At 70.7% G+C, this 16,658-nt stretch carries 14 protein-coding genes; 5 read left to right on the top strand and 9 right to left on the bottom strand.

What is annotated here, in order from left to right; genetic code table 11:
- The first annotated feature begins 1 nt into the window (after nt 1).
- From MFF06_RS11285 to MFF06_RS11270, 4 genes are all read left to right on the top strand, one after another.
- Nucleotides 2–781, top strand: coding sequence for an amino acid ABC transporter ATP-binding protein (locus MFF06_RS11285; RefSeq protein ID WP_283207265.1), 780 nt, complete (start codon nt 2–4; stop codon nt 779–781).
- 242 nt (nt 782–1,023) lie between these two features.
- Nucleotides 1,024–1,878, top strand: a complete 855-nt coding sequence (locus MFF06_RS11280) for a YfdX family protein (protein WP_238203836.1) — start codon at nt 1,024–1,026, stop codon at nt 1,876–1,878.
- A 154-nt stretch (nt 1,879–2,032) separates the two neighbouring features.
- Nucleotides 2,033–2,518 (top strand): hypothetical protein, encoded by a 486-nt coding sequence (locus tag MFF06_RS11275; protein ID WP_238203835.1) that lies wholly within the window; start codon nt 2,033–2,035, stop codon nt 2,516–2,518.
- Nucleotides 2,519–2,552: 34 nt separating this feature from the next.
- Nucleotides 2,553–3,191, top strand: a complete 639-nt coding sequence (locus tag MFF06_RS11270) for a VOC family protein (protein ID WP_238203833.1) — start codon at nt 2,553–2,555, stop codon at nt 3,189–3,191.
- Between the two features lie 33 nt (nt 3,192–3,224).
- On the opposite strand, the gene MFF06_RS11265 is transcribed toward MFF06_RS11270, so the two are convergent.
- The 4 genes from MFF06_RS11265 to MFF06_RS11250 form a co-directional block, all read right to left on the bottom strand.
- Nucleotides 3,225–4,754: a putative bifunctional diguanylate cyclase/phosphodiesterase gene (locus tag MFF06_RS11265; protein WP_238203831.1), complete on the bottom strand. Its 1,530-nt coding sequence runs from the start codon at nt 4,752–4,754 to the stop codon at nt 3,225–3,227.
- Nucleotides 4,744–5,295 carry a heme NO-binding domain-containing protein gene (locus MFF06_RS11260; RefSeq protein ID WP_238203829.1) on the bottom strand — a complete coding sequence of 184 codons (552 nt, stop codon included), beginning with the start codon at nt 5,293–5,295 and terminating at the stop codon, nt 4,744–4,746. The genes MFF06_RS11265 and MFF06_RS11260 overlap by 11 nt, the downstream gene beginning before the upstream one ends.
- Nucleotides 5,296–5,585: 290 nt before the next feature.
- Nucleotides 5,586–7,835: a CHASE domain-containing protein gene (locus MFF06_RS11255; RefSeq protein ID WP_238203828.1), complete on the bottom strand. Its 2,250-nt coding sequence runs from the start codon at nt 7,833–7,835 to the stop codon at nt 5,586–5,588.
- Nucleotides 7,836–8,072: 237 nt separating this feature from the next.
- Nucleotides 8,073–8,657 (bottom strand): phospholipase A2 family protein, encoded by a 585-nt coding sequence (locus tag MFF06_RS11250; protein ID WP_238203827.1) that lies wholly within the window; start codon nt 8,655–8,657, stop codon nt 8,073–8,075.
- Between the two features lie 273 nt (nt 8,658–8,930).
- Here MFF06_RS11250 and MFF06_RS11245 point away from each other — a divergent pair, with 273 nt between their 5' ends.
- Nucleotides 8,931–9,506, top strand: coding sequence for a c-type cytochrome, methanol metabolism-related (locus MFF06_RS11245; protein ID WP_238203826.1), 576 nt, complete (start codon nt 8,931–8,933; stop codon nt 9,504–9,506).
- A gap of 23 nt (nt 9,507–9,529) precedes the next feature.
- Here the strand turns inward: MFF06_RS11245 and MFF06_RS11240 are convergent, their stop codons facing one another.
- The 5 genes from MFF06_RS11240 to MFF06_RS11220 all read right to left on the bottom strand — a co-directional run bounded on the left by MFF06_RS11240 (nt 9,530) and on the right by MFF06_RS11220 (nt 16,212).
- Nucleotides 9,530–12,178, bottom strand: coding sequence for an MGH1-like glycoside hydrolase domain-containing protein (locus MFF06_RS11240; protein WP_238203825.1), 2,649 nt, complete (start codon nt 12,176–12,178; stop codon nt 9,530–9,532).
- A 117-nt stretch (nt 12,179–12,295) separates the two neighbouring features.
- Complete coding sequence (locus MFF06_RS11235; RefSeq protein ID WP_238203824.1) at nt 12,296–13,612, bottom strand: MFS transporter; 1,317 nt, start codon at nt 13,610–13,612, stop codon at nt 12,296–12,298.
- Between the two features lie 121 nt (nt 13,613–13,733).
- Nucleotides 13,734–13,997, bottom strand: a complete 264-nt coding sequence (locus tag MFF06_RS11230; protein WP_238203823.1) for a hypothetical protein — start codon at nt 13,995–13,997, stop codon at nt 13,734–13,736.
- A gap of 126 nt (nt 13,998–14,123) precedes the next feature.
- Nucleotides 14,124–15,518 carry a guanine deaminase gene (gene guaD, locus MFF06_RS11225; protein WP_238203822.1) on the bottom strand — a complete coding sequence of 465 codons (1,395 nt, stop codon included), beginning with the start codon at nt 15,516–15,518 and terminating at the stop codon, nt 14,124–14,126.
- A 1-nt stretch (nt 15,519) separates the two neighbouring features.
- On the bottom strand, nt 15,520–16,212 hold the full coding sequence (locus MFF06_RS11220) for a cysteine hydrolase family protein (RefSeq protein WP_238203821.1): 693 nt from the start codon (nt 16,210–16,212) through the stop codon (nt 15,520–15,522).
- Nucleotides 16,213–16,658 lie beyond the last annotated feature (446 nt).

Below are 16,658 nucleotides of genomic sequence, written 5' to 3'. Positions count from 1 at the left end.
CATGACGCGCGCGACCCCCGACGGCCCTCCGTCTCCGGCCTGGACCCCGGATCGGCCGATCGTCCGCCTTCGGGACGTTCACAAATCCTTCGGGACCTTCGAGGTGTTGAAGGGCATCAGCTTCGACGTCGCCAAGGGCGAGGTGGTGTGCATCATCGGGCCCTCGGGCTCCGGCAAGTCGACGCTGATCCGCTGCATCAACGCCCTGGTACCGGTCAGCGCCGGCTCCATCGTGGTCGAGGGGATCGAGGTCACGGATCCAGGGCTCGACAAGCTGGCCCTGCGCCGCAAGGTCGGCATGGTGTTCCAGCAGTACAACCTGTTCCCGCACAAGACCGCCCTGCAGAACGTGATGATGGCGCCCATCCACGTCCTCGGCCAGGACCGGCGCGAGGTGGAGGCCCGCGCCCGCGCCCTGCTGGCCAAGGTCCGGCTCGCGGGCAAGGAGAACGCGTATCCGGGCGAGTTGTCGGGCGGGCAGCAGCAGCGCGTGGCCATCGCCCGTTCGCTGGCCATGCGGCCGGACGTGATGCTCTTCGACGAGGTCACCGCCGCCCTCGACCCGGAGACGGTGAAGGAGGTGCTGGTGACGATCCGCGAATTGGCGGAGGAGGGCATGACCTGCATGCTCGTCACCCACGAGATGAACTTCGCCCGGGACGTGGCCGACCACATCTACTTCACGGATCGCGGCGTGATCGTGGAGCATGGGCCGCCCGCGACCTTCTTCGCCTCCGCGCGCGACGAGCGCACCCGCCGGTTCCTCTCGCAGGTGCTCTGACCGGCGCGGGCCTCCGTCGAGCCGATTCCCGAATGGACCGTGCGCGCGCCCGTTCCGCGGGGGCCGTGGGCTGCGCCGCTCCGGCCCCCGTGCTGCGCCACATTGCGGATGTTTAACCCAATGGACATGCGACTTTCAGCGCCGGAATCTATTGTTTGAACACGGGATGAACGAGGCCAACGAAGTCGAAGGCCGCTATTCCGCGCTTCAGATGGAGATGAAAGATGGCACATCGCAAATCTATGGCTGCAGCGCTTGTTCTCACCACGATCCTCGGTGGTACCGCCTTCGCCGCCGAGCAGGCGGCCCACCAGGGTGCCGCCCACGCGAGCGCGATCGATCGGGACGTGGGCAAGCTGTCGAAGGACGGGGCGCAGGGCTTCCGGGATCTTCAACTCACGCGGCTCGCGATCTTCGAGGCCGACCCGGCTCAGGCCAAGGCGATGATCGCCAAGACGCAGGCCGCCTTCGGGAAGGCGAAGACCGACGACGCCCAGTTCACCAAGGCGGAAGCCGACCTGAAGACCCAGGCCGACCTCGCCGGGCAGAAGGGCGCGGCCCCGGCCGCGACGGCCGACGCCAAATCCGCCTCGGCGCAGCCGGCCGCCAAGGAGCAGATCGCCTGGGTGCCCGTCGATGCGCAGCTGACCCTCGGTGACGACTTCGTGGCCACGCCCGAGAAGGCGTCCGCCGTGACGGAGGCGAACAAGAACCTCGCCCGCGGCGACCAGCAGGGCGCCATCGACAAGCTCAAGCTCGCCCATGTCGACGTCAACTTCACCATGGCGGTCCTCCCCCTGAACAAGACCGTCGCCGACGTCGATCAGGCCGCCACGCTGATCGGGCAGGGCAAGTATTACGAGGCGAACGCGGTCCTGAAGTCGGCCCAGGACAACATGCGCTTCGACGTGATCGATGCCGTCGCCGTCCCGCAGAAGGTCGGTGCCGCCACCACCGGCACGGTCATGACCAAGGAGCCCCAGGGCCAGCGGGACGAGGCGGCCATGAAGGACACCCAGCACCAGATCGCGGCCCAGCAGAAGGAGAACAAGGAGGCGAACAAGAACGTCGACAGCCTGATCACGAACAGGAAGTGAGGCCGCATCCCTCACGCGGCGGCGGCAAGCGAGCCGCCGCCCGCCCGGATCGGCAGGCGGGAACGTCCCGGCATCCCTGATCTTGTTAGCCTGCCGCCCGGAGCGGGCATCGCCACGGGAGGCGGCGCCCGCCCCGCCGTGGCGGGATCGTTCGATGGATGGGGGGATCCGCATGGCGGCCGGGACGGGGGGCAAGCTCAGCATCGGGATCGGCATCGCGTGGCTCAGCCTCGCGGCAGGCGTCACCGCCGCCGGGGCCGCCGGGCCGCCCCTCGCCAGCGCGGGCGATTGGACCCTTGCGCGGGCGGACGGCCCGTCTCCCTGCATTCTCGCGACCACGTCGCCGTCGCGCGTCCAGGTCGTCGGCTCCCGCCTCGAGGTCACGGGGCTGCCGAAGGAGTCGCTCTTCAACTACCAGTACCGGATCGACGATCAGCCGGTATCCAACGCCATGATCCCGTCGCCCGCCATGCAGAAGGCCGGCGCGATCTGGTTCGAAGGCGATGCCTTCGACGCGATCCTGAAGGGCCGTCGCTTCCAGATCCGCATCCTCGACCGATGGCACGAGGCCATCACCGAGGACGTGAGCCTGAACGGGCTGCGCAGCCTCCAGGATCAGGCTCGGACCGAGTGTCAGTGAGAGTGGCGGCTCCGGCTCGGACAGGCGAGATGCCATGCTGACGCTCGACCACCTCGCGATCATCGCGCCCTCCCTCGCGGAGGGCGCCGCGCATGTGCGCGACCAACTCGGCATCGACATGCCCGCCGGGGGGAAGCACCCCGAGATGGGGACGCACAACCTGCTTCTGCGGCTCGGGGACGACACCTTCCTCGAAGTGATCGCCGTCGATCCCGAGGCGCAGCGCCCGCCCCATCCCCGTTGGTTCGGCCTCGACGACCCCCGCGCCGTCCGCGCCGCCTGGGACGAGGGACGCCGCCTGCGCGGCTGGGTCGCCCGCACGGACGACCTCGGTGCCGCCCTGGCCCGGCACGGGGCGCTGCTCGGCCACGCGGTGCCCGTCTCGCGCGGCGACAGGAACTGGGTCTTCGCCGTGCCCGCGGACGGATCCCTGCCCGCAGGCGGCCTCGCGCCCTCGGTCATGGATTGGGGAAGCCGGGGCAACCCGGCCGCCGCGATGCCGGACCTCGGCGCGCGGCTGCGCTCGTTCGGGATCGAGCACCCGGACCCGGAGTGGGTGAGCGCGCTCCACGCGGCCCTCGCCCTCCGCGATCCGCCGGCCGTCGAGCGGGGCGCGCGGTTCCGCCTCCGCGCGGTGATCGAGACGCCCTCGGGGCTCAGGACCCTGACGTAGCCTCGGCGCGGCCGGCCCCTCAGGACGGTCCGGTCAGACCGCGGCCCGCCGGGGCGAGGCCCCGTGACGGAAGAAGGCGTCGAGTTCGGCCTCCGGCATCGGACGGCCGAAGAGGTAGCCCTGGAGGTCGCGGCAGCCGAGATGGGCGAGGAGGAGCGCCTGATGCGGATCCTCGACGCCCTCCGCGACGATTCCGAGGTCCAGCGCCCGCGCCAGATCGACGATGGCGCTGAGCATGACCCGCACCTTCGGATCCTTGCCGAGATCCGCGATCAGCGAGCGGTCGAGCTTGAGCTTGTGGAACGGCAGGTGGCGCAGATAGCCGATGTTGGAATAGCCCACGCCGAAATCGTCGAGGGCGATGCGGACGCCGAGGGCGGCGATGTCCTGCAATTGCCGCCGCGCGCCGTCGAGGTCGAGCATCAGGATCTCCTCGGTGATCTCCACGACGAGGCACTCGGCCGGGAAGTCGAGTTCGGCGAGGAGGGCCGCGAGGTCCTGGACGAGGTTGCCCGACCGGAACTGGCTCGGGGAGACGTTGACCGAGAGGAACTGGATCACGCCCTCCGCCAGCCACCGCTTCGCGACCGGGCAGGCGGCGCGCAGGATCCGCGCGAACAGCTCGCCCATCAGGCGGCGCTCCTCGGCGATCGCCAAGAAGTCACCGGGGGAGACGAGGCCCCGTTGCGGGTGGTGCCAGCGGGCCAGGGCCTCCACGCCGTTCGGCCGCAGGGACGTCCCGTCGACGATGGGCTGGAACCACGGCACGACCTCACCGATCCGCAGGGCCCTGGCGAGTTCGCTGCCGAGTTCGCGGCGTACCTCGATCTCCCGGCCCATGGCGGCCTCGTACCGGGCATGGCAGTCCCGCAGCACCTTGGCGCGGAACAGGGCGATGTCGGCAAAGCGCTGGAGGTCCCGGGAGTCGGTCGCGTCCTGCGGGAAGAGGGCGACGCCGATCGAGGCCGAGACCTCCAGGCGCTGCCCCTGGAAGCGGAGGGGCTTGCGCAGCCGCGCCTGCAGGGCCTGCACCTGCGCCTCGATACCGTCCTCCGTCGCGGGGACGATGGCGGCGAACTCGTCTCCGCCGAGCCGGGCGACACACCATGCGCCGGGCAGGCGGACGAGCCGCCGCGCCACGCAGCGGAGCAGGGTATCGCCCGCCTCGTGGCCGAGGGCGTCGTTGGTCTCCTTGAAGCGATCAAGGTCGAGGAGGAGGAGGGCGAACCCCTCGCCGCTTTGCCGCGCCTGCTCGATGAGGGCGCCGAGCCGATCGGTGAAGCGGACGCGGTTGGCGATACCCGTCAGGCTGTCGCGCTCGGCCAGCGCCACGGCGCGCTCGCGGGCGTCGTTCGCCTCCAGGGTGCGCTCGGCCACGCGGGTCTCCAGCGAGGCCGCGAGCTGGGCGAGGTTCCGGTTGGCGGTGAACAGCGCGCGCGATTTCTCCTCGAGCAGGCTCTCGGCCTCCAGCCGCGCCCGGCGCTCGCGCTCGACGCGGCGGGCTAGGCGCGCAAGGCGTTCGTCCGGGTTGTCCCCGGGGGGAGGGAGGGGATCAGGCGGCAAGGCGGGCCTCGACCTTGCGAATCACGAAGCGCGTGACGGTCCGGCCCTCGGTCGGGAGATGGAGCTTCTCGATCTCCACCGCTTGGCCGAAATGGTCGGACGCCGCCAGGATCATGCCCTCCGCGAGGGCCTCCAGCGGGCGGCAGCTGTCGTAATCGAGAAAGACCGTATCGTGCCCCCCGTGGGTCATCTCGAAGCGCGGAAGCTCCGCCTCGGGGTAGAGCTTGTGGACCTCGACGTGGATGTGCCGGTCCACGCTGTCGAGGAAGGTGAAGAACTCGGAGTCGGCGGGGAAGAACTCGGGGAATCGCACGACGAACCGTCCGCAGAGGTGACGGCCGAAGGTCTGCAGCAGGTCGGGCACGGGGCACCCCGTCCTGCGGCCGAGGGCGGCGACCAGGGCGCCCATCTCGGCATAGGGATAGGTCCCCACGGCAGTATAGGCCCCGGCATTCGGCGGGGCGGCATCCTCAATGATGTCATCGACCATGTCGGCACCGAGGCTTCCCTGCACGAAATCCAGGAACTCCGTGAAAACCATGCCCTTCATCGTCGTCCCAAAACCCCGCTCCTGGCCTCGCAACCATGTGAGCAAAAGGTTGATTGCGACTTAATTCAAATTATCGAAGATGTGTGATTGTATTGGACGGCATGATATGACCGGTTATTTGTCAGGGCCGTAGCACTCGCCGGATGCCCGGCCCCGCTCCGCCGGGCGGAATTGGCCCCGGGGCGGGGAAAGACATGAAACGCGGCACGGGAGGGCGACGCCGAAGTTGGCCGCGCCGAGCCGACGGTGCCAGCCCAGGCTCTTCGGCGCCGTCCGCCCGGTCAGCGTGCCGCCACGCGCCTGCCGTCCGACGGCCCGGCGCGGGACCCGATCATCTCGCGGATGCGCGAGGCCAGCACGTCGACTGCGAAGGGCTTGGTCAGGACCGCCATGCCCGGTTCGAGGTGGCCGTCGCCGAGCACGGCGGCCTCCGCGAAACCGGTGATGAACAGGACCCGCAGGTCCGGGCGCCCGACCCGCGCCGCGTCGGCGAGCTGGCGGCCGTTCATGCCGCCGGGCAGGCCGACATCCGTCACCAGAAGGTCGACGCGCGTCCCGGATTGCAGCACCCGGAGGCCCTCCGCGCCGTCCGCCGCCTCCAGCGCAAGGTAGCCGAGGTCGCCCAGCACGTCGGCCACGAGCATCCTCACGCTCGGCTCGTCGTCGACGATCAGCACGGCCTCGCCCGCCTCGGCCGGGGCCAGGGGGCGCTTGGCCGGATCGTCCCCTTCCTCGTCCACCTCGCCCCGGTGACGCGGCAGGTAGATGCAAACCGTCGTGCCCTGGCCGACGGTGGAGGCGATCCGCACCTGTCCGCCCGACTGCTTGGCGAAGCCGTAGATCATCGATAGGCCGAGGCCCGTGCCCTCGCCCATGGGCTTCGTGGTGAAGAACGGGTCGAAGGCCCGATCGACCACATCGGGCGTCATGCCGGTGCCGGTATCGGTGACGCAGAGGGAGAGGTACTCGCCCTCCGGCATGTCCTGAGCCCTTGCCTGCGCCCCGTCGATCCGGCGGTTGTCGGTCTCGATGATGATGCGGCCGCCCTCGGGCATCGCGTCCCGGGCGTTGATGCACAGGTTCAGGAGCGCATTCTCCAGTTGTGACGGATCCGCGAGGGCGGGCCAGAGTCCGTCCACGCTACGGTGCCGCACCTCCACGCCGGGCCCGACCGTGCGCCGGATCAGGTCGAGCATCCCCTCCACCAGCCTGCTCGCATCGATGGCCTTGGGCGCCAGGGTCTGGCGGCGGGAGAAGGCGAGCAGGCGGTGGGTCAGGGCGGCGGCGCGGCGCGCGGCCCCCTGCGCGACGGCGATGTACTTGCCGATCTCCTGCGAGCGCCCCTGGGCGAGGCGGGTCTCCATCAACTCCAGGGAGCCGGAGATTCCCGCGAGCAGGTTGTTGAAGTCGTGGGCTAAGCCGCCCGTGAGCTGGCCCACCGCCTCCATCTTCTGCGATTGCCGCAGGGCCTCCTCAATCCGTGTCCGCTCCTCGCTCGCCTGCCGCAGGCGGTCGGCCGCCTCCGTCAGGTCGCGCGTGCGCTCCTCAACCCGGGCCTCCAGGGACGCGTTGAGGCGGTGAACCTCGTCCTGCGTCCGGCCTTGGCGGAAGGCGGCAAAGGCCAGCAGTGCGGTGGCGAGGAGGCCCCCGCCGCCGATGAGCCAGATCTCCGACAGCGCCGAGGCGCGGGCGGGCGCGATGCGCTGCTGGAACTGGACGGTCCAGTTGCGCCCGCCGAGATCCAGCGTCGCCTCCCGCGTGAGGCGGCCGGCGGCGGGGGAGACCCGTGCCGACCGGTGCATCAGGGTCGTCTCGCCCGGCGGGCCGTCGTAGATCGTGAAGGCGGCATCCTCCTCGGCCTCGGCCGCCACGATGCTGCCGAACAGGTCGTCGGCCCGGAAGGCGCCGAAGATGAAGCCGAGATATTTCTCCCGCCGCGCCGCGACGTCCGGCGGGATGCCGCCGCCGGCATAGACCGGCAGGGCGACGAGGAAGCCGGCCTGCTTGTCCGCGTCGATCTCCTGCACGAGCTGGATGCGGGCCGAGGCGGCGGGCCGCCCGGTGTCGCGGGCGCGCTCGACCATGTCCCGCCGGACGGGATCGGACATCACGTCGTAGCCGATGGCGGCTTGGTTGCGCGGGTTCGGCGGCTCCGCGAAGAGCACGGGGCTGATCGCGGGGTTGTCCGTCGCCGGGCGGACCTGGAAGTTTCCCACCCCGAGTGCCGCCGCACGCGCCGCGAACCGCTCCTTTTCGGAGGCGGGCAGGGTCGGCGTGAAGCCGATGCCGAGGTAGCCGGGATACAGGGCCTGGAACTCGATCCGCCGCACGTAGGCGCGGAACTCGGCGAGGGTCACGCTGTCACCCTCGGCCGCGAACAGGCCGGCGGCTCCGCGGAGGAGGGCGGTGTAGGTCCGGAACTGCTCCTCGATGGCGCGCAGTTCGATCTCGGTGGCATGGGTGAAGGTCAGGCGGTCGCGCAGCTCCGCCGCCCGCCACGTCAGCGCGGTGCAGACCGCCGTCGCCAGCACTCCCGCAGCCAGGATCGCGGGGAGGATCCAGCGCGCCGTCCGCGCCGCCGGGGAGCTCGCGGAAACCCGGCGCTCTACACGACCCTGCGGTGGGGGAGGTGGGACCAAGGGGTGAGACCGAAGCGTTCATCCGGCCCGTGTGCCGGACCTCTCAGGGTAAGAAAGCCGATTGTGGCGTGAGAGCGGTGGTTTCGCCGACAGCCGGGCGTGGCGCGCCCCATCCGTGCCGCGATCGCGTCAGGGTGAACGGCACGTCATGGCCTCCGCGGCCTCGATCACGCTGAGGGCCCGGCGCCTGACCTCCAGGGAGGCGTTCGGACTGTCCGAGACGCGGGACGCCTCACGCTTGAGTACGGCGTCGCAGGCGCAGGAGCTGTACCCGGCCGTGTCGTAGCAGGCGTCGTGGCGCATGCAGGCGGCGTCGAGGTCGTCGGTGGGCGCCAGACCCTCGCCGCGCTGCCCCTTCCCGCAATAGTTGCCGTGGAACAGCTCCTCACCCGCGACGACCCGGCCGAGGTCGCCCTTGGGCGGGGCCGGTTCCTCGGCGCGCCCGCCCGGGTTGAGGTCGTTCGCCGGGCCGCCCGCCCGGGAGCCGGAGGCGCGCAGCGCCTTCGGGATGCCGGAGCGCTCGCCCGGCTCGTTCAGGGCCTCGCCCGCCCGGCCGTTGGGATCCGACAGGTCGGGCAGGGGCGGAGGCGGACCCGGACGTGGCTTCTCCACCTCGACGGTCGCGGCGGGCGCCTCAGCGGCGACCTGCGCCCGGGAGGCGTGCGGCCAGACCGCCAGAAGCAGGCCCAGCACGACGAGAAGAGACGGTCTCACGCAGCGGCCCCCGGATTACCGGCGCCTCAACGCCAAGCTCGGCTTTCCCGTTCCGGAAGGCGCTCCGCGACGGTTACGGAGACCTTGCGGGTCCACGGTGATGCGGCGCGGCGTGCGGAGCCCGGTCTGCGCGGGCGGACCCGACCGGGATTCGGGGTTTCTGCCCGGACCGCCGTCATTCGCGAGAATGTGATTGTTCATCGCGGTATAGATCGTCGAGGCTCGAAGTTGTTCCACGACAGAAGCAAGCAAAGGTCGAGGGAGAACACAATCATGCGATCAGCAATAGGCGTTGCCGCCTTGTTCGCCGTGGGGCTCCTCGGGGGCGGCGCTGCGTGGGCTGCCGGCGCCGACGCGCCCGCTCCGGCCTCCTCACAAGCCTCGGCCTCCACCGACCTGAAGAGCGAGGGGCCCACGCAGCCCGCCAAGGTTCAGGACGGCCAGTATTCGGACAAGAACGGCGATCCGACCTACCACATCGCAGATGGCGGCAAGAAGGTCGATTGGTATACGATGTCCGGATACTTGCGGTACAACGCCAACTGCATCGTCTGCCACGGGCCGGACGGCATGGGATCGACGTACGCGCCCTCCCTCGTCGACGCCCTCAAGGGAATGGACTACGCGCACTTCGCCGGGATCGTCGTCGGCGGCAAGAAGGACGTGAACGCCTCCCAGGAACTGGTGATGCCGGCCTTCGGCGAGAACCGGAACGTCATGTGCTACATGCCGGACATCTACACCTATCTCCGGGCACGCTCCGACGGCGCCCTCGGCCGCAACCGCCCCCCCGAGCACGAGCCGAAGCCCGCCGCCTTCGAGAAGGCCGAGGATGCCTGCATGAAGTAACGCCGCCTGGGCCGGCGCTCCGGTCAACCGGGCGGGTTCGCCCGGTGATGCAGCAGGTTGACGATGAGCGCCGTCCAGCCGGTCTGGTGCGAGGCGCCGAGACCGCGGCCGGTGTCGCCGTCGAAGAACTCGTGGAACAGCAGGGGCTCCTCGGCCCCCTCGGCCGAGGGCACCGGCGGCCGGTCCCCGAAGGCCGGGCGGCGGCCGGCCTCGTCCTTGGTGAAGAGGGCGATCAACCGGTCCTGGAGGGCGTCGGCGATGGACGCGAGGGTGTGCATGTCCCCCGAGCCCGTGGGAAATTCGACCAGGAAATCGTCGCCGTAGTAAGTGTGGAAGCGGCGCAGCGCCTCGATGATCAGGTAGTTCACCGGCATCCACACCGGCCCGCGCCAGTTGGAGTTGCCGCCGAACATGTTCGAGCTCGACTCGGCCGGATCGTAGCGGACCGTGAAGGAGGCGCCGAATTCCTGGAGCGAGTAGGGTGCATCGCGGTGCGCCTTCGAAAGGGAGCGCACGCCGTGGGCGGAGAGGAACTCCGCCTCGTCGAGCATCCGCCGCAGCAGCGCCTTCATGCGGTGGCCGCGGAGCAGCGAGAGCAGCTTGCGGTCCTTCACCCCGCCCTCGTCCCAGCGCGAGACCAAGCGGGCGAGGTGCGGGCGGTTCTCGAGCAGCCAGTTGAGGCGCCGCGCGAAGTCCGGCAGCCGCTGCAGCACCCAAGGCTCGATGACCTCCACCGCGAAGAGCGGCACCAGCCCCACCATGGAGCGGACGCGCAAGGGGAGCTTGCCGCCCCCGGGGATGTCGACCTCGTCGTAGTAGAACTCGTCGTCCTCGTCCCAGAGGCCGAAGCCTTCTCCGCCCATGTCAGTCATCGCCTCGGCGATGAGGAGGAAGTGCTCGAAGAACTTCGAGGCGGTGCTCTCGTAGACGTCGTTGTGGAGCGCCAGTTCGAGGGCGATGCGCATCATGTTGAGGGCGTACATCGCCATCCAGGCGGTGCCGTCGGCCTGATGCACCATGCCGAAGCCCGGCGGCGGGCGCGACCGGTCGAACACGCCGATGTTGTCGAGGCCGAGGAAGCCGCCCTGGAACACGTTGAGGCCGCCCGCGTCCTTGCGGTTCACCCACCATGTGAAGTTGATCAGGAGCTTGTGGAAGACGCCTTCGAGGAAGGCGAGGTCGCCGGCTCCGCCGCGCCGGGCGCGGTCGATCTCGAACACCCGGTAGGCCGCCCAGGCGTGGACCGGCGGGTTGGTGTCGGAAAACTCCCACTCGTAGGCCGGGAGCTGGCCGTTGGGGTGCATGTACCATTCCCGCGTCAGCAGCAGGAGCTGCTTCTTGGCGAAGTCCGGATCGAGCAGGGCCAGCGGCAGGCAATGGAAGGCGAGATCCCACGCCGCGAACCACGGGTATTCCCACTTGTCGGGCATGGAGAGCACGTCGCAGGCGGCGAAGGACCGCCAATGGACGTTGCGACCGCCCTCGCGCTCCCGGGGCGGCACCGGCTGCAGCGGATCGCCCTTGAGCCATAGCCGCACGTCGTAGGCGTAGAGCTGCTTCGACCAGATCAGCCCCGCCGCGGCCTGCCGGAAGACCGCGCGGGCATCCGGGTCGGCGATGCCCTCCTGCAGGCCGTCGTAGAAGGCGTCGGCCTCGGCGATGCGGAGGTCGCGGACGCTGCCGTCCGCATCGAGCGGCCGCGTCCGCGAACCCGCCGAGAGGCGCAGGCGGATCCGCTTCGTCTCGCCCGGCTCCAGCCCGAGACGGTAGTGCAGGCCCACTTTCGTCCCGGCATCCCGCCGGATCGCTGTGGCGTCGCCCTCGACGATGGCCGCGTGCAGCCCGTCCTTGAACGGCCCCCGCGCCTCCGGCTGCCCGGCATGGCGGCGCAGGTTCGTGTCGTTGGCGCAGAACAGCACGTCGGGCTCGCCCTCAAAGACCAGCCGGTAGGGGCCGAGGCGCGGATGCTCCGTCAGGATCCCGCCCTCGGGATGTGGGGAGAGGCGCGGCGCCGGGCCGTTCTCGTGCCAGGACCACGTGTTGCGGAACCAGAGCTGCGGGACGAGGTGGATCTCGGCGGCCTCCGGCCCGCGGTTCGTGGCCGAGACGAGGACGTGGATGTCGTCCACGTCGGCCTTGGCGTAGTCCACCGTCACGTCGAAGAAGCGGTCGCCCTCGAAGATCCCGGTGTCGTCGATCTCGTATTCCGGCACGTCGCGGCTGCGCTGCATCCCCTCGCGGACGAGCTCGTCATACGGGTAGGCCGCCTGCGGGTAGCGGTAGAGGAACTTGAGGTAGGCGTGGCTCGGGACCGCGTCGAGGTAGTGGTAGTGCTCCTTCACGTCCTCGCCGTGGTTGCCCTGCTCGTTGGTCAGGCCGAACAGGCGCTCCTTCAGGATCCGGTCGCGCCCGTTCCAGAGGGCGAGGGCGAAGCAGAGCAGGCCGCGCTCGTCGCAGAGGCCGGCGAGGCCGTCCTCGCCCCAGCGGTAGGCCCGCGAGCGGGCGTCCTCGTGGGTGAAGGATCGCCACGCATCGCCGTCGCTGCTGTAATCCTCGCGCACGGTGCCCCATTGCCGCTCGCTCAGGTAAGGCCCCCACAGGGACCACGGCCGCTCGCCCCGCGCCTGCTCGGCGATGCGGCGGCGCTCCGCCCAGTCGGTCGCGTCGCTCACGCGCGGATCCTTAGGGGGGAGGCCGGGGGACGGGACGGATCGTGGGGGAGGTCTCGGGGCGGGGTGCGGGTCATGGGCTTCCGGTGCCGGGGCGGCGGGCAGGGGCGCGATGCATCATCAGCGCCAAAGCCGCCGGGAAGGCGGCGACGCCCCCTCCGCCGCCCCTTCCACCAGTCCTTCGGCCGCCCCTTCGCCCCGTCCGCGCCGACTGCGCGCCACGGCCCCGGTGAAGGCGGCGCCGGCGGCCATGAGGAGGCAGGTCCCGAAGAAGACCGCGCGCATCCCGAAATGCCCGCCGACATAGCCGCCCACCAACGGCCCGGCGACCTGCCCCACATATTGCGACGAGGTGGAGTACCCGAGCGCCATCCCCACCGTGTGCTCCGGCACGGAGTGGCGGATGACGCTGGCGACGCAGGGCAGGAGCCCGCCCAGCGCCGCGCCCATCAGGAAGCGCAGGAGCACGAGCTGCCAGCCCTCCGTCACGAAGGCCTGGGGGATCAGCAGCAGCGCGCAGGCCGCGAGGCAGCCGACGATGACGGTCCACGGCCCGACGCGGTCCGCGAGCTTCCCGAGCCGGGGCGCGGACAGGATGCTGCCGAGGGCCGCCCCCGCCATTACGAAACCCGCCGTCACCGTGACCCGCGCCGGGTCGTCGACGAGCTGCGCCACGTAGACGGTGATGATCGGCTCGATCGACATGGTGGCGAACATCAGGAGCATCCCGGTGATCAGCATGGTGATCAGCGGCCCCTTGTCGGGGATCGCGGCGAGCCCGCCCCGGACCGTCGCGGCGGCGGCCCGTCCGGGCCGGCGCCTCTCGCGGATGAGGAAGGCGGTGGCCAGGAAGGCGACGAAGATGATGCCCCCCGAGGCCAGGAAGGTGGCCCGGATGCCGATGAGCGGCGGCAGGAAGCCGCCGAGCAGCGGACCGGCGAGGTTGCCGGCCATGATTCCCGAACTCAGCGTGCCGAGGGCCCAGGCCGAGCGCGCCTTCGGGCTCTGCGTCGCCACCAGCACGTAGGACCCGGAGGCGTAGCCGCCGAGCAGGCCGGTCAGCAGGCGCAGGCCGACGAGCTGGTACACGTCGCCCACCACGCCGATCAGCGAGATCGCGATCGCCATGCCGAGGCTCGCGCGGATCAGCATGGGCTTGCGCCCGTAGCGGTCGGCGAGGCGGCCCCAAAGAGGGGCGACGAGGGCGGCCGAGAGGAAGGTCGCGCCGAAGGCCACCCCGGACCACTGGACGATGGCGGCCTCGTCGGTGACGCCGAGTTCGGCCACGTAGAGCGGCAGGAAGGGCAGCAGCAGCGTCATTCCGACGATCGTCGTGAACGAGCCGAAGGTGCAGACGAGGAGATTGCCGAGCCAGTGCTCGGAGCCGCCCCCGGTCGCGGGGGCGTCCGTCGCGCCGTCGGCATCCACCTTGGTCATCGAGCGATCCACGGGGCGGGATCCGCCGGGACCGCCGGACTCACCGCGCCGGGCCGATACATCCGTCGGCGCGGCGCCCGTGGCAAGCGCCGTGGGGTGGCCGGAGGCGGCCGCCCGGTCGCTACCGGGGGTTCACGCGGGTCGGGATCGGGCGGCCGCGGCACGCGGCGCGGAACTGCTGGCGCGAAAGGCCGCGCATGCTGCGGCGGTCGGCGGCTTGCGTGCAGGCCATCTTGCGGTCTGCCTTGTTCAGTTCCCTCGTGCCGGTCGTCGGCACGTCCGTCGGGGCCGGGGCCGTATAGCTCTGGGCGAGGGCGCCCGCCGGCACACCGGTCGACAGCAATATCGCAAGACCGAACCCACGAGCGAGACCGAACATCCGCATCGATACCCTCCATGTCCCGGGGCGAAACTTAGCAAGTCCCGCACCAGGGCAAGTCTCGCACCAGCGTTGTCTCACGGGGATGATTCCTCAATGGGGATGCCTGTCCCGTGCGGGCGAGGGCGTGGATCAGCGCTGAGCCCGTCCGGCGGCCGGGTAGCGCAGGGGGGCGCCCGCCCGGCGGGCGTCGTAGACGCATTCGCCCGCCACCCAGGTCGCCCGCACCGTGCGGTGGTCGCCCAGGGTCATCAGGACGAACAGCAGGTCCTCGATGTCCTCGCAGAGGCCGGTGCGGAAGCCGAGGAGGGGCGTCGCCGCCAGATCGAGGACGCAGAGGTCGGCCTCGTAGCCGGGCGCGATCCGGCCGATGCGGTCGTCGAGGCGCAGCGCCTCCGCGCCGCCGAGGGTGGCGAGCCAGAAGGCGCGCGCCGCATCGAGCTTGGCCCCGCGCAGGGCGGCGACCTTGTAGGCTTCCCCGAGGGTCTTCAGCAGGGAGAGCGTCGTCCCGGCCCCCACATCCGTGCCGAGGCCGACCCGCACCGGCCGCCGCGGATCGAGGGCGTCGAACAGCCGGAACAGGCCGCTGCCCAGGAACCCGTTCGAGGTCGGGCAATGGGCGAGCGCCGCGCCGGTGGCGTGGCAGGTGCAGAACTCCTCCTCCCCCACATGGATCGCGTGGCCAAAGACGGAGCGTGGCCGGACGAGGCCCGAATGGGCGTAGATGTCGAGGTAGCTCGCCCGGTCGGGGAAGAGGCTCATCACCCAGGCGACCTCGTCGGTGTTCTCCGACAGGTGGGTCTGGAGGAAGAGCCCGTCATGCTCGTCGAGCAGCGCCCCGGCGGCATCGAGCTGCGCCGGGGTGCAGGATCCGGCGAAGCGCGGGGTGACGGCGTAGAGCTGGCGACCCCGGCCGTGCCAGCAGGCGATCAGAGCCTTGCTCTCGTCGTAGCCGCGCTGCGCCGTGTCGAGGAGGGCGGCGGGCGCGTTGCGGTCCATCAGGACCTTGCCGGCGATCATCCGCGTGTTGAACCGCTCCGACTCGGCGAAGAACGCCTCGACGGAGCCGGGATGGACCGTGCAGTACACCATCGCCGTGGTCGTCCCGGCGCCCAGGATTTCCCGGAAGAACAGCTTGGCCACCCGCTCGGCATGGGCGCTGTCGGCGAACTGGAGTTCGGCGGGGAAGGTGTAGGCGTGCAGCCACGCCAGCAACTGCTCGCCGTAGGAAGCGATCACCTGGAGTTGCGGGTAGTGGACGTGGGTGTCGATCAGGCCCGGCAGGATCAGCGCGTTCTCGTAGTGCTCCACCGGCACGTCCGCCTGAAGCCGTCCCGCCGTCTCGGCATAGGGGCCGAAGGCGGCGATCCGCCCGTCCTCGATCAGGATCAGAGCGTCCTCCACATGGTCGAGGCAGCCGTCGGCGAGGAACGGGTTGCCCGACAGGCTCGCCGCGCGGCCGCGCAGGGCCCGTCGCGCGGGCGCCGCCGGGGAGGCGGCCGAAGGGTCCTGAGAAGGGGCGGCCATCTCAGGCCACCGCCGCGCCGAGGGCGGCGACGGCCGCCGGGGACTCGGCGACCCAGCCGAAGATGCCGCCCTGCGCCTTAATCATCGCCAGCCCCGCCTCGTGGAAGGCCGGGATATAGGATGCGCAGGCATCCGCGATCACCACGCAGCGATAGCCGCGGTCGTTGGCCTCGCGCACCGTGGTGTGCACGCAGACCTCGGTGGTCACGCCGCAGACGAGGAGCGTGTCGATCCGCCGGGCCGCCAGGATCCCGGCGAGGTCGGTGGCATAGAAGGCGCCCTTGCCCGGCTTGTCGATCACCGGCTCCCCCGGCTGCGGCCGCAACGCCGGGACGATGTCGTGGCCGGGCTCGCCACGGATCAGGATCCGGCCCATCGGTCCGGGGTCGCCGATGCGGGCCGAGGGCGCGCCGCGGGCGATCTTGGCGGGCGGCGCGTCCGACAGGTCCGGCCGGTGCCCCTCCCGCGTGTGGATGACGAGGAGGCCCGCCCGGCGGGCAGCGGCCAGGAGGGACGCGGCGGGGGCGACGGCGGCGGCGAGGCGCGAGACGTCGTTGCCGAGGCTTTCCCCGAAGCCCCCCGGCTCCAGGAAGTCCCGCTGCATGTCGATGATGACCAGGGCCGTGGCCGAGGGCACGACATCCAGGGGAGCGGGCTCCGCCTCCAGGCGGACGGGCGATGGAGCTGCCGGCATGGATCTTTCTCGCGCCTGTTGCTGCCATTCCGATAGGCATGGCGACCGTGAGCCTGCGGCTTAGCAATTCCCGTGCATGGCGCCGGGGCCGAGGAAACAGCCCCCCCGCGAGTCGATCTCCCTGAAACTTGACCGATCGGAAGGCAATCTGACCGCATCCGCGAGATTTTGTGGTGATTTGGCCACATGAAGCGGAGTCGTTCCCAGGCTTGATATCGCTGGCATAGCGGTTGCGGTACTGACCCCGGCCATTCGAAAGCCGGGGGATTGGCGTGATGTTCAAGGGTGTGTTGGCGGCGGTCGTCGCGATGGGTGTGACGGGGTCGGCCCTCGCAGCGGATCTGGATACCGTGAAGAAGGCCAAGGCTCCCGAGGCGCCGCCGGCCGACAGCCCGTCGTTCTTCCTCTTCTCGGACACGCAGGTGAGCTACCGCTACCAGTTCCCC

This window comes from Methylobacterium aerolatum, from assembly GCF_022179085.1.
GTDB lineage: Bacteria > Pseudomonadota > Alphaproteobacteria > Rhizobiales > Beijerinckiaceae > Methylobacterium > Methylobacterium aerolatum.
This window is presented reverse-complemented; position numbering and strand designations above follow the sequence as displayed.

Coding starts and splice junctions, on each gene's coding strand:
- MFF06_RS11285 (WP_283207265.1), top strand. CDS start 2: ATGACGCGCGCGACCCCCGACGGCCCTCCGTCTCCGGCCTGGACCCCG.
- MFF06_RS11245 (WP_238203826.1), top strand. CDS start 8,931: ATGCGATCAGCAATAGGCGTTGCCGCCTTGTTCGCCGTGGGGCTCCTC.
- MFF06_RS11235 (WP_238203824.1), bottom strand. CDS start 13,612: ATGACCAAGGTGGATGCCGACGGCGCGACGGACGCCCCCGCGACCGGG.
- MFF06_RS11260 (WP_238203829.1), bottom strand. CDS start 5,295: ATGGTTTTCACGGAGTTCCTGGATTTCGTGCAGGGAAGCCTCGGTGCC.
- MFF06_RS11275 (WP_238203835.1), top strand. CDS start 2,033: ATGGATGGGGGGATCCGCATGGCGGCCGGGACGGGGGGCAAGCTCAGC.
- guaD (WP_238203822.1), bottom strand. CDS start 15,518: ATGGCCGCCCCTTCTCAGGACCCTTCGGCCGCCTCCCCGGCGGCGCCC.
- MFF06_RS11270 (WP_238203833.1), top strand. CDS start 2,553: ATGCTGACGCTCGACCACCTCGCGATCATCGCGCCCTCCCTCGCGGAG.
- MFF06_RS11280 (WP_238203836.1), top strand. CDS start 1,024: ATGGCTGCAGCGCTTGTTCTCACCACGATCCTCGGTGGTACCGCCTTC.
- MFF06_RS11230 (WP_238203823.1), bottom strand. CDS start 13,997: ATGCGGATGTTCGGTCTCGCTCGTGGGTTCGGTCTTGCGATATTGCTG.
- MFF06_RS11220 (WP_238203821.1), bottom strand. CDS start 16,212: ATGCCGGCAGCTCCATCGCCCGTCCGCCTGGAGGCGGAGCCCGCTCCC.